This is a genomic window from Streptomyces sp. NPDC058964 (assembly GCF_042741275.1).
Classification (GTDB): domain Bacteria; phylum Actinomycetota; class Actinomycetes; order Streptomycetales; family Streptomycetaceae; genus Streptomyces.
Genome location: NZ_JBHYKH010000002.1, coordinates 13,614 through 25,828, shown reverse-complemented (window position 1 = coordinate 25,828; position 12,215 = coordinate 13,614). Strand labels below are relative to the sequence as shown.

The 12,215-nt window shown below is 69.9% G+C and carries 11 protein-coding genes; all 11 read left to right on the top strand.

Features of this window, described 5'->3' with window-relative positions:
• Window positions 1-451: 451 nt before the first annotated feature.
• A complete protein-coding gene (gene sbnA / locus ACFW2E_RS00430; RefSeq protein ID WP_384459033.1) occupies window positions 452-1,423 on the top strand; it encodes a 2,3-diaminopropionate biosynthesis protein SbnA in 972 nt (323 codons plus the stop codon).
• Complete coding sequence (sbnB, locus tag ACFW2E_RS00425; protein WP_384459030.1) at window positions 1,420-2,481, top strand: 2,3-diaminopropionate biosynthesis protein SbnB; 1,062 nt, start codon at window positions 1,420-1,422, stop codon at window positions 2,479-2,481. The genes sbnA and sbnB overlap by 4 nt, the downstream gene beginning before the upstream one ends.
• Window positions 2,478-4,151 carry an amino acid adenylation domain-containing protein gene (locus ACFW2E_RS00420; RefSeq protein WP_384459027.1) on the top strand — a complete coding sequence of 558 codons (1,674 nt, stop codon included), beginning with the start codon at window positions 2,478-2,480 and terminating at the stop codon, window positions 4,149-4,151. The genes sbnB and ACFW2E_RS00420 overlap by 4 nt, the downstream gene beginning before the upstream one ends.
• Complete coding sequence (locus ACFW2E_RS00415) at window positions 4,148-5,362, top strand: acyl-CoA dehydrogenase family protein (RefSeq protein ID WP_384459024.1); 1,215 nt, start codon at window positions 4,148-4,150, stop codon at window positions 5,360-5,362. The genes ACFW2E_RS00420 and ACFW2E_RS00415 overlap by 4 nt, the downstream gene beginning before the upstream one ends.
• Window positions 5,363-5,541: 179 nt before the next feature.
• Complete coding sequence (locus ACFW2E_RS00410; RefSeq protein WP_384459021.1) at window positions 5,542-6,114, top strand: hypothetical protein; 573 nt, start codon at window positions 5,542-5,544, stop codon at window positions 6,112-6,114.
• On the top strand, window positions 6,114-6,353 hold the full coding sequence (locus tag ACFW2E_RS00405) for an acyl carrier protein (RefSeq protein ID WP_384459018.1): 240 nt from the start codon (window positions 6,114-6,116) through the stop codon (window positions 6,351-6,353). The genes ACFW2E_RS00410 and ACFW2E_RS00405 overlap by 1 nt, the downstream gene beginning before the upstream one ends.
• 34 nt (window positions 6,354-6,387) lie before the next feature.
• Window positions 6,388-7,131: a thioesterase II family protein gene (locus ACFW2E_RS00400; RefSeq protein ID WP_384459015.1), complete on the top strand. Its 744-nt coding sequence runs from the start codon at window positions 6,388-6,390 to the stop codon at window positions 7,129-7,131.
• 11 nt (window positions 7,132-7,142) lie between these two features.
• The gene (locus ACFW2E_RS00395) at window positions 7,143-8,003 is read left to right on the top strand and encodes a hypothetical protein (protein WP_384459012.1); all 861 of its coding nucleotides are present in this window, start codon (window positions 7,143-7,145) and stop codon (window positions 8,001-8,003) included.
• Between the two features lie 84 nt (window positions 8,004-8,087).
• A complete protein-coding gene (ssuE, locus tag ACFW2E_RS00390) occupies window positions 8,088-8,621 on the top strand; it encodes an NADPH-dependent FMN reductase (RefSeq protein ID WP_384459123.1) in 534 nt (177 codons plus the stop codon).
• Between the two features lie 134 nt (window positions 8,622-8,755).
• A complete protein-coding gene (locus tag ACFW2E_RS00385) occupies window positions 8,756-10,132 on the top strand; it encodes an MFS transporter (RefSeq protein WP_384459009.1) in 1,377 nt (458 codons plus the stop codon).
• Complete coding sequence (locus tag ACFW2E_RS00380; RefSeq protein WP_384459006.1) at window positions 10,125-12,212, top strand: molybdopterin oxidoreductase family protein; 2,088 nt, start codon at window positions 10,125-10,127, stop codon at window positions 12,210-12,212. Before ACFW2E_RS00385 ends, ACFW2E_RS00380 begins: the two co-directional genes overlap by 8 nt.
• The last annotated feature ends 3 nt before the right edge of the window (window positions 12,213-12,215 follow it).

Genomic DNA, 12,215 nt, shown 5'->3' with positions numbered 1-12,215 from the left:
GCCCTTCCGCATGCGGCGAACCGGATGGGCCATGCACCCGCCAGAGCATTGCCACCAGGCTCTTGAGTGTTTCTCGTCGTCGGTCTCGACAGGCCGATGCCACCGTGAACGCGCAGGGGCAAGGCACCTCTCGCGCCTCGCCCCGCAGCACCTACGCGGCTGGAGCGGGTCCCCGGTCCTTGCCGACCGGCTCTCATCTGTTCGAAGGGAAGCACATGGCTGGCTGGAGGGGACGTGCGACCGGCCCGACACGAGTTCCCCTGATCGGCCGACACCACCGGCGGCGCGTTCCCGTACCTCTGCGGCGCCGGCCCTCGCGTCGCCCGGCACGGAACCGATCCGCGAGGAACCACCACCGGCACATCGCCGCACCACCCGCTCCGTCGGTCCCGAACCCCTTCGGCGCGGACCGGTGCCGGTCCACACTGATGAACGGAAGCGAAGACAACTCATGACCGTCATCACCGCGGCGCACGAACTCCTCGACAGCGACGTGTACATCGATCTGCGGGCCCGCCTGGGGCTCCCGCTGCACCTCAAGTGCGAAGGCTTCAACTTCGCAGGCTCGATCAAGATCCAGCCTGCCGCCCAGATGGTCGAGAGCGCGCAGCGCGACGGCCTGATCGGGCCCAACTCCGTCTTGATCGAGTCCTCCTCCGGCAACCTCGGGGTGGCGCTCGCCGTGATCGCGGCCTCCAAGGGGCTCAGATTCATCTGTGTCACCGATCCCAACTGCAACCCGGCCACCACAGCGCTGATCCGGGCCCTCGGTGGCGAGGTCGTCGTCGTGGACCAACCCGACGCCTCCGGCGGCTACCTCGCCGCCCGCAAGACCTACGTCCGCAACAGTTGCGCGCAGAACCTGAACTACGTATGGCTCAACCAGTACGAGAACCCCGCGAACTGGATCGCACACTACGAGACCACCGCGACCGTCATCGCCAAGGACTTCCCCGACCTCGACGTCCTCTTCGTCGGAGCGGGTACCGGCGGCACCCTGATGGGCTGCGCCCGCTACTTCCGTGAACACCGGCCGCAGACCCACATCGTCGCGGTCGACAGCGTGGGCTCCGTCAGCTTCGCCGGCACCCCCGGACCACGCCACATCCCCGGGCTCGGTGCCAGCGCGCCGATGCCGCTGATCGACCCCGGCCTCGTCGATGAGGTCATCCGCATCCACGAGGTCGACACCATTCACACCTGCCGCAGGCTCGCCGCCTGCGGCCTCCTCCTCGGCGGCTCCTCAGGAACGGTGATCAGCGCCGCGACACAGTGGTTCGCCCAGCACAGTGACACCGTGCACACGGCCGTGGCCATCGCGCCGGATCTGGGCGAGCGCTACCTCAACACGATCTACAACGACACCTGGGTCGGCCACCACTACGGTCAGGACGACCTGCACAAGATCCTGGAGACATCTTGAGCGATCAGGCCAGCATCCCCGACTTCTGCGTCGTCCCGGGCAGCACCGTGCACCAAGTGCTGGACGGGCGGCAGCGGGAGATCATAGACCTCGTCGAAGGCGCCTACCGCCTGCACGGGGAAGGCCGCACGATCAATCCCCCCTCCTACTTCCTGCGGTTCCCCGACCGGCCCAGCGCCCGTATCATCGCGCTGCCCGCCTCGGTCGGCGGGAGCCGGCCTGTCGACGGCATCAAGTGGATCTCCAGTTTTCCCACCAACCTCGACCGCGGCATCCCCCGTGCCTCCGCGGTGCTGATCCTCAACGACCCCGTCACCGGCTATCCGTACGCCTGCCTGGAGAGCTCGATCATCAGCGCCGTGCGTACGGCCGCCTCCGCCGCGGTCGCGGCCCGCGCGCTCGGCACCGACCGGCCCGCGCCGCGGCGCGTCGGCTATCTCGGCACCGGCCTCATCGCGCGGTACGTGCACTCCTATCTCTCCACGCTGGACCAGAACCCACAGGAGATCGCCGTCCACGACACCTCCGCCGAGTACGCCCGCGCCTTCGCCGACCACCTGAACCGCCAGCCGGAGAGCGCACCGGTCCGCGTCCTGGACTCGGCGGAGGATCTGGTCCGCTCCTGCGACGTCATCGTCTGTGCCACCACGGCGGCCACGCCGCACCTGCTCGAACCGGCCTGGTTCGCCCACCACCCGCTGGTGCTGCACGTATCGCTGCGTGACCTTGGCACGGACGTCATCCTCGACAGCTGCAACGTGGTGGACGACATCGGGCATGTCCTCAAGGCGAACACCTCGGTCCACCTCGCCGAACAGCACACCGGCGCACGCGACTTCCTGGACGGCACCTTGTACGACGTACTCACCGGCGCCGTGAAGGCACCGGCCGACCGCACGGTGGTCTTCTCCCCGTTCGGGCTCGGCGTCCTCGACCTGACGGTCGGTGAACACGTGCACGCTCACGCCCGCGAGAAGGGCTGGCTGACACCGGTCGACGGATTCTTCCACGACCTCGACCGGCACAGCACCCCGCTGCCGGAGCGGAGGCAGCGATGACAAGCACCGCCGCGGACTCGAGCCCGGTGTCGATGAGGGCCGAACTGCCGCTGACTCCCGGCGCCGCAGCCCGGGCCCGAGAACTCGCCCTGCGCCATGTCCGTGCGCACGACAACGCGACCGCTCTGCTCGACCACGTCCTCGGCCACGCCGAACGAGACCCGGACCGGCCGGCCGTCATCGACGGCGAGCGGACCCTGAGCTACCGGGACCTGCTCGGCCGTACCGCGGTCATCCGGGACGCCCTGCGCGCCGCCGGGGTGGGGGCCGGTGACGTCGTCGCCGCGGTCGGTGTTCGCAGCGCCGAGACCCCGGCCGTCTTCCTCGCCCTGGAGGCCCTGGGCGCCTCCTACCTGCCGATCGACCCGAACTGGCCGGAGGTCAGAGTCCGGGACGTGCTCGGCCGCAGCCGGGCCAGGCTGCTTGTGGACTACTGCGGCGACGGCGGCACCGCACATGCCGCCCGGGCAGCAGCCGCCGACACAGAGACAGGGGTCCTGCCCCTGCCTGGCGGGAACGAGGGCGCCGCGCCCCTGGACCGCGGCGGCGACCGTTCCCACGAGGTCCGGTACACGATCTTCACCTCGGGCACCACCGGCCGGCCCAAGGGCGCCACGGTCGAACACCAGGGCATGCTCAACCATCTCTGGGCCAAGGCGACCGACCTGGCGCTGGGGCCGGACGATGCGGTCGCCTTCACCGCTCCGCTGGTCTTCGACATCTCCGTCTGGCAGATGCTGTGCCCGCTGCTCGTCGGCGGACGCGTGGTCGTGGTCGGCGACGACGCCATGCGGCTTCCCCGCTGGCTCATCGGTGTCCTCGATGCCGGAGCCGTCACGGTCGTGGAACTCGTCCCCACCGTCATCGGATGGCTCGCCAACGACCTGACCCGCCGCAGCGAAGGCGGGCTCCCCGCACTGCGCTGGCTCCTGTCCACCGGGGAGGAGCTGTATCCGGCCGTCGCGGAGCGTGTGGCGCACACCCTGCCCCATGTGTCCCTGGTCAACGCCTATGGCCCCACGGAGTGCTCCGACGACGTGACGCACCACGTCGTGACGCCCACCGACCTGGCCGGCCCGCGGTTGCCCGTGGGCGGCCCGATCGCGAACACCGCGCTGCACGTCTTGGTCCAGGACGCGGACGGCAGCCCGTGGCGAGCGGCGGAACCGGGGGAGAGCGGTGAACTGTTCGTCGGCGGCACGGGCGTGGGTCTCGGCTACCTCAACGACCCCGCCACCACCGACCGGGCCTTCTTCCGCGACCCCTTCGACCCGGACTCCGCCACCGGCCGTCTGTACCGGACCGGAGACCTCGCCCGGGTCGAGAACGGACTCCTGTACTACCTCGGCCGCAGCGACCGGCAGGTCAAGGTGTCCGGCGTCCGCATGGAACTCGGCGAGATCGAGGTCGCCCTGAGCCGGCACCCGGCCGTGGAACAGTGCGCGGTCGTCGTCTCCGACCAGGGCGAGCACGGCGAACTCCTCGCCCACTACAGCCTGCGGACCCCCGTGTCCTCGTCGGCGCTGCAGGACGCGCTGAGCGCGGCACTGCCGACCGCGATGGTGCCCCGGCGCTGGCAGCAATGGGACACGCTGCCCCTGACCCACAACGGAAAGATCGACCACCGCGCGCTGCACACGTCCACCGCCCACCGGAATGAGGCCTCGTGACGACCCCGACAGAGAAGACCGCACCAACGGAGTCGTCCGCGGCGGTGCGCGAGACGGCGGCGACCGGCATCGCCGAGCGCGTCGCCGCCGTGGCCCGGGTGGCCCAGGAGCACCTGGAGCGAACCGACCGCGACGCCGTCTTCCCCGAGCACGCTCTGCAGGAGATGCGGCGTACCGGTCTGCTCGGGCTGCTTGTACCGGCCGAGCACGGCGGATGCGGAGGCACGCTCACCGACCTCGTCGACGCCGCCATGGCCCTCGGCCGCGTGGACATGTCCGTGGCGATGATCTTCGCCATGCACTGCCAGCAGTCCGAGGCCATCATCCGGTACGCCGCCGCACCGCTCCGGGAGGAGTTGCTCGCCCGACTCGCCGCCGGCGACCTGTACCTCGCCTCGGTGACCACCGAACGGGGCAAGGGCGGCCACCTGTTCCGCTCGTACGCTCCCTTGCGCGAGACCGACGACACCCTGGAGGTCGACCGGGTCGCACCGATCGTGACGGGCGGCACCGCGGCGGACGGTTTCCTCATCACCATGCGCAGCCCGCACGCGACTGCCGACCACCACGTCTCCCTGGTCTATGCCCACCGGCACCAACTGCGTGTCGAAGGCAGCGGTGACTGGTGCCCGATGGGCATGCGCGCCAGTCACAGCCTTCCGCTCACTCTCACCGGCACCATTCCCGGACACCAGGTGATCGGTGAACACGGCGCCTTCCACCGCATCGCCCAGTACGTGTTCGGGCCGCTGGCCCATATCGGTTGGTCGGCGGCATGGCTGGGCACGGCGGCCGGAGCCCTTTCCCGAGTCCTGCGGCTGCTGCGCGACCCGGCCGGCCGCAAGAGCTTCGACCTGGGATCGCAGCTGCTGATGACCCGGCTCTCCCGGGCCAGGCAGCGGCTCGACACGGTCCACGCCCTGCTGCGCCGTACCGAGGCTCTCGTGGCCGGTGGCGCCGACCTCGCCGACACGAGCAGTCAACTTCTGCTGAACAGCCTGAAGATCACCGCTGCCGAGGAGTGCTACCGCGCCGTCGACGAGCTGATCGACGCCGTCGGTCTCCGGCACGGTTATCTGCAGGACTCGCCGACCCGGCTGGAAAAGACCCTGCGTGACCTGCGGTCCGCCGCACTCAACTACAGCAACGACCGGCTCCACCTCGCCGACGGGCAGCTGTGTCTGCTCGACCCGGACGTCCGCTTCGCCTGATTGCGACGGGCAACCCTCCGCAAGAACCGGCCAGCAGCCCGATCACCTTTCCTGAATTGCGCGCTTTCTTTGGCGACCTCTTTTTCCCGAAAAGCGGGAATGCTGAAGTGCTATTGCCTCGCGGTAAATCGACTGCTAGCTTGTGAGAAATCCACTTCCGTGATCACCGGGGACTTCTTATGCCTGAAAATGACCAGAACAGCTCAACCGAGAACTGGAGCACCGCCCTACGTTATATTGCAGGACGCAAGGCGGCCGAGGAATCCCTCGGATTCCTCGCGCACATCAGCGCCACCGTCCAGCAGACCCCGCAGCTCAAGGAAGTCGTGCCGGCGGTGGCCAAGGCCTGCGTCCCCTTCCTCGCCTCCGCCGTCTCCCTGGGCGCACTCGCCACCCACTCCCAGCTCGTCGTCCAGTCGCCCACCGAGTACTCCACGGCGTTGGAGGGTGTGCGGGGCCTCATCGCCGAAACCGGTGACCTCAAACTCGTGATCAGCGAGCACGAGGGCCTGCTGAAGCAGACCGACCCGGGCCACCTGCCACTGCTGCGCCAGTGGCGGGCCAGCTCGGCGGTGGCTCTGCCCCTGACCTACCGGGGGCTGCGCGGCGGCCATCTGGTCGTGCTGCGCGGTGACGGCCACCGGCGCGGTCCGATCAGCCCCGGAGACCTCGCGCTCATCTCCGAGGTGGCCGACCGGGTCGCGGCGTTCAACGCCTTCGTCACGCAGATGGCCGGCTCGGAGGGTCTGTGATGACGGCGACCTGGCAGGACGTGCGCTCCTGGATCCTTCGGCGCAACCCCGAACTCGCCGAGGGCGACGTGAATCCGGAAACCGACATCATCGAGTCACGGATCATCGATTCCCTGCAATTCGTGGAACTCGTCCTCTTCGTCGAGGAATTGCGCGGCGAAATGATGCAGTCGATGGACTTCAACCTCGACTCCTTCCGGACTCCCAAGGACATCGAGCGGAATTTCCTCACCCCATAGGTGCCGGAAGTCGAGAGAAACACGAGGAGGCGGTATGGTGAACGAACGGGCCGTCGCGGTGCAGGGAAAACTGCACGGAGCAACCGATGCGGTGCTTTTCCTGCCTCCCGCCGGAAGTGTCACCTCCCCCTACTTCCCGGTGGGAGCCCATCTCCCGCAGACCCTGCCCGCCCTCCACTGCGAACTGCCCGGCCGCGGCCGGCTGGCGCACCACGCGGCACCCTCGTCCGTGTCCGCCGCCGCGGACCGCTGGGCGAACGATCTCACCGCGCTGTTGCCTCACGGCTCGCGACTGCACCTGTTCGGACACAGCCTCGGGGCCCTGCTCGCCTACGAACTCGCGGTCCGGCTCGAGGCCCGCCCGCAGTACACGATCGGCAGCCTGTCCGTCTCCGGTGCCCAGGACCCCGGCAGCACCCCCCGCACCGCCGTGGTCGCGGCCTTCGAGGCGCTGCGCCGCAGCCACTCCGAAAGGGAGCGCGACACGGAAGGGACCTGGCTGGCACAGGATCTGAGGATGCGGCGGGAACACCGCGTCACCCAGCGGCCGATCCAAGCACCGCTCGCGCTGTTCTGCGGAGACAGCGACCCCTTCGCCCGGCCCGCCGACATGGCGCAATGGGCCTCCTTCACCACCGGCCCGCTCCTCGGGACGTTCACCTTCCCCGGCGGACACGACTACTACCTCTCCGGCCAGGCCGCCGTGGCCACCACCATCACGGACCTCGTGGAACGTCCCCGAGGCCCCTTGCACACGCCCGACCGAACCCACACATGAAGGAGTCGGCCATGACGGTTGACAACCAGAGCGCGCCCACCATCGAGCAGCTGATCGACGTCGTCGGCAACAGCTCGGTCGGCATCACGGTCACCGACCGCTCCGGTGCCGTCCTGCTGCACAACAAGGCGCAGTCCGTCCTCATGCACGGGGAGGCCGACCACCTCCACGGCCGGATCCTGATCGACGGCAAGGACGCCCTCCCGGACTTGCTGGCGCGGCTTGAGGAGAACGGCAGGTTCGAGAACATCCGCATCACCTACCAGAGCGCCGACGGCACACAGAACCGTGCCTCCGCGGTGAACGCCGTGGTCGCCGGCGCAGGTGACGAGAGCCGGATCCACTGGGTCAGCCGGCCGGAACTCGGGGAACGGCTGCCGGTGTCCAGCACGAGCACCGAGGACCCCACGTCGGACGCCGCCGCCTGGATCCGCGCGGTCGACGAGCGAGACAATCCCGTCCTGACGCCGACCAAGGAGCACGAGTCGGTGCTCCGTGAGTTCTACGAGGTGGCCCCGGTCGCGATCCACCTCATCGGAGTCAACGGACAGGTCATGCACGCCAACCCGGCCGACGTCGCCCTCGTCGAGTACAGTGCCGCGCCGGGCGAGTACGTCGGCCAGCACATCCGCAAGATCTACGAGGACCAGGGACTGCTGGACGACTTCCTGTCCCGCTGGGACGAGGACTCGCCGATCATCAACTTCCGCGCGACCTTCGTCACCCGGGCCGGTGCCCCCAGGCCGGTGCTGATCTTCTCGACGGCGCAGGCGGCCGGCGGTCAGGTCTCCAACACGCGCTGCTTCGTCTTCAACGACCCCGAGCCGCTGCGCGCCCGTGACACCGTCAGCGCCTTCGGCTGGCCGGCCTGACCTCCCAACGGGAGGGAGCCCGGGTCCGTCCCGGGCTCCCTCCCGCTCAAACCCGACCCGACCCGACCTTTCCTGGGGGTGACCGTGTCCAAGGTGCTGGTGATTTCGGGAAGCCCGTCCCCGACCTCCAAGACCGAACTCGTCGGTGACTACGTAGCGCGGCGGCTGGCCGAGAACGAATGGCATGCCGGCCACCTGAAGCTGCGCGCCCTCCCGGCCGAGCCGCTGCTCCGCGCGGACACCGCGCATCCACGGATCGCCACGGCCCTGGACCAGGTCGCCCAGGCCGATGGCATCGTGCTGGCCACACCGACATACAAGGCAAGCTTCTCCGGGCTGCTGAAGACCTTCCTCGACCTGCTGCCCCAGTACGGCTTCGCGCACAAGGTCGTGCTTCCACTGGCCACCGGCGGCAGCATCGCACACGTCCTGGTACTCGACTACGCACTGCGGCCCGTGGCTCACTCCCTCGGCGCCCGGCACGTCGTACAGAGCTTCTTCCTGCTCGACAAGCACATGACCCGAGACAGCGGAGACCTGCACATCCGGTCCGAGAGCACCGGAATGCTGGACGACGTCATCGAACAGTTCCGCAAAGCCCTGATCGCCCCCTTCTGATGGCCCTGCGGTCCCACCGCACTCGCCTGCGACAACTCCGCAGCATCACGCCCACGCCTCGGACACCGTCGTCCCGGTCCCACGTCGCCCCAGGTCTGCGCCCGACTCACCGGCGCATTCGAGGTACTTTCCCCATGGCTGAGAACATTCTCAACGGCACCTGGCTGACCGGCTGGGACCCCGAAGACGAGGACGCCTGGCACCGGAGCGGTCGCCGGACGGCGCGCCGCAACCTTGCTCTGTCCGTCCTGTGCGAGCACATCAGCTTCTCGGTGTGGACCCTGTGGTCCGTCCTCGTGCTCTTCATGACCCCCGAGACCGGGCTGGCGTTCGCCCCCGGTGAGAAGTTCCTGCTGGTGGCCACCCCCACCGTCGTGGGCGCGCTGCTGCGGCTGCCCTACAGTCACGCGGTGACGCGCTTCGGCGGGCGCAACTGGACCGTGTTCGCGATGCTCCTGCTGCTCGTCCCCACCCTGCTCGCCCTGTACTTCGTCCGGCAGCCCGGGACGCCGCTGTGGGTCTTCCTGCTCGTCGGCGCCCTGGGCGGCGTGGGCGGCGGGAACTTCGCCTCCTCCATGACGAACATCACCGCCTTCTTCCCACAGCGGCACCAAGGCTGGGCCCTGGGACTCAACGCCGGGGGCGGCAACCTCGGCGTCGCCGCGGTGCAGCTCCTCGGCCTCGCGGTGATCCACACCGCCGGGCGTGACCATCCGGATTACGTCGCTGCCGTCTACCTGCCGCTCATCGTGCTCGTGGCGGCCCTGGCGGCACGGCTGATGGACAACGTGGACGCCGTACGCACCACTCCAGGCGCCCAGCGCGAGGCCGTACGCTCCCCGGACACCTGGTGGATCTCCCTGCTCTACGTCGGCACGTTCGGCTCCTTCATCGGATTCGGCTTCGCCTTCGGACTCGTTCTGCAGAACGAGTTCGACGCCTCACCCGTGCAGGCGATGGGGTACACCTTCCTCGGCCCGCTCCTCGGTTCCTTCTCCCGGCCGGTCGGCGGCCGGCTCGCCGACCGGCTGGGCGGGGCACGCGTCACCCTCTGGACCTTTCTCGGCATGGGCACCGGCACCGTGGTGCTGGTCATCGCGTCCCGCACCGGCTCCTTCGGACTGTTCGTGGCCGGGTTCACCGCCCTCTTCCTGCTCAGCGGCCTGGGCAACGGCTCCGCGTACAAGATGATCCCGGCCGTCTTCGCGCGGCGGGCGCAAGGCGAGGTGACCAGCGGCCGCGACGCCACGGAAGCCTTCGCCCGGGCCCGCCGGCTGTCCGGTGCAGCCATCGCCATCGCCGGCGCCGTCGGCGCGCTCGGCGGAGCGGCCATCAACCTCGCCTTCAAGGCCTCCTACGCGGACGGCTCCGGCTCCGGGACGCCCGCCTTCCTCACCTTCCTCGGCTACTACACCGTGTGCGGCCTCATCATCCGATTCGTCTACCTCAGACCGAGCCCGGCGCAGACCACCACCACACCGGGAGACGTGCGGGAGACCAGCCGTGCCTGACACCCCGCACCCGCCCACGACGACCGAGACGCACTGCCCCTACTGCGCCCTGCAGTGCGGCACCCGGCTCACCCGCGACCGCACCACGGCGGTGACGGTCGAACCCGCCGACTTCCCGGTCAACCGAGGCAGGTTGTGCCAGAAGGGCTGGACCGCGCCCGAGGTCCTCGCCGCCACCGACCGGCTGCGCACACCGTTGGTGCGGGGCCGCGACGGCCGGCTCCTGACCGCCTCCTGGGACAGCGCGCTGGACACCGTTGCCGAGGGCCTTGACCGGATACGGGCCCGGCACGGCGCAGACGCGCTGGCCGTGTTCGGTGGCGGAGGCCTCACCAACGAGAAGGCCTACCTGCTCGGCAAGTTCGCCCGCCTGGCACTGGGCACGCGCAACATCGACTACAACGGCCGCTTCTGCATGTCGTCCGCTGCCGCCGCCGGAAACGACGCCTTCGGAGTGGACCGCGGTCTGCCCTTCCCCGTCACCGACCTGGCCCGGGCGCGGACGGTACTCCTCGCCGGCGCCAACGTCGCCGAGACCATGCCCCCGCTGATGCAGCACCTGGAGGGGGCCCGGCTGATCGTCGTGGACCCCCGGTACAGCGCCACCGCCCGCCGCGCCGCCGTGCACCTGCAACCCGCCCCGGGCACCGACCTGGCCCTCGCACTCGGGATGCTGCACCTCGCCGTCACCGAGGGACTCGTCGACAAGGCGTACATCGACCGGCGCACCAGCGGCTTCGAGACGGCGATGGGCCGGGCCGCCGCCTGGTGGCCCGAACGCGTCGAGGCCGTCACCGGCGTACCCGTGCGCGCCCAGCGCACGGCCGTCCACCTGCTCGCCGAGAGCCCGGACAGCTACATCCTCACCGGCCGCGGCGTCGAGCAGCACCGACAGGGCACGGCAACCACGGCCGCGTTCATCAACCTCGCACTGGCCCTGGGTCTGCCTGGCACTCCGGGCGGCGGCTACGGCTGTCTGACCGGCCAAGGCAACGGCCAGGGTGGGCGCGAGCACGGACAGAAGTCCGATCAGCTGCCCGGCTACCGCTCGCTGACCGACCCCGCGGACCGCGCCCACGTGGCCGGTGTCTGGGGGGTGCCGCCCGGCCGGCTGCCCGGCCCGGGACTAAGGGCGTACGAACTGCTCGACGCACTCGGTGAGGAGCACGGGCCGCGCGCCCTGCTCGTCCTGGGCTCCAACCCAGTGGTCTCCGCCCCCGACGCGGCGCGGATCACGGCGCGCCTGGCCTCGCTCGACCTGCTGGTCGTGGCCGACTTCGTCCCCTCCGAGACCGCGCGCATGGCCGACGTCGTCGTGCCGGTCACCCAGTGGGCAGAGGAGGAGGGCACCCTGACCAACCTGGAAGGCCGGGTCCTGCGCCGGCGCGCTCTGCTCAGCCCCCCGCCGCTGGTCCGCAGTGACCTGGAGGTCCTGCACGGCATCGCCGTACGGCTCGGTGAACCGGCCGAACACTATCCGACCGCTCCCCAAGAGGTCTTCGAGGAACTGCGCGCCGCCTCCCGGGGCGGGCGCGCGGACTACTCCGGCATCTCCTACGACCGGCTGGACGCCGGAGAGAGTCTGTACTGGCCGTGCCCGGACACCGACAAGCCCCACCCGGGTACCCCCCGCCTGTTCCTCGACGGGTTCGCCCACTTGGACGGCCGCGCCCGCTTCGCAGAAGTCGAGCACGACGGCCCGGCCGAGGAGACCAGTGGCAGCTACCCCGTGCACGCCACCACCGGCCGGATCCTCACCCACTACCAGTCGGGCGCGCAGACCCGGCGCGTGGCGGAACTCGCCGCGGTCGCCGCCGGACCATTCGTGGAGGTCCACCCGGACACGGCGGCCCGCCACGGCTTGACCGACGGGGGCCTGGCCCGGGTGACCTCGGCCCGGGGCGGCATGACCGCCCGGGTCCGGCTCGATCCCACGCTGCGTCCGGACACCGTTTTCCTCCCCTTTCACTTCAGCGGGGACGGCCGCGCCAACCTCGTCACCAACCCCGCTCTGGACCCCCGTAGCGGCATGCCCGAATTCAAGGTCAGCGCCGTCCGGCTCGAACCCCTCCCGGAGTGACGC

Bases quoted from the DNA above. Each gene is read 5' to 3' on its own strand.
- sbnA (WP_384459033.1), top strand. From the start codon at position 452: ATGACCGTCATCACCGCGGCGCACGAACTCCTCGACAGCGACGTGTAC.
- ACFW2E_RS00420 (WP_384459027.1), top strand. From the start codon at position 2,478: ATGACAAGCACCGCCGCGGACTCGAGCCCGGTGTCGATGAGGGCCGAA.
- ACFW2E_RS00410 (WP_384459021.1), top strand. From the start codon at position 5,542: ATGCCTGAAAATGACCAGAACAGCTCAACCGAGAACTGGAGCACCGCC.
- ACFW2E_RS00405 (WP_384459018.1), top strand. From the start codon at position 6,114: ATGACGGCGACCTGGCAGGACGTGCGCTCCTGGATCCTTCGGCGCAAC.
- ACFW2E_RS00400 (WP_384459015.1), top strand. From the start codon at position 6,388: ATGGTGAACGAACGGGCCGTCGCGGTGCAGGGAAAACTGCACGGAGCA.
- ACFW2E_RS00395 (WP_384459012.1), top strand. From the start codon at position 7,143: ATGACGGTTGACAACCAGAGCGCGCCCACCATCGAGCAGCTGATCGAC.
- ACFW2E_RS00385 (WP_384459009.1), top strand. From the start codon at position 8,756: ATGGCTGAGAACATTCTCAACGGCACCTGGCTGACCGGCTGGGACCCC.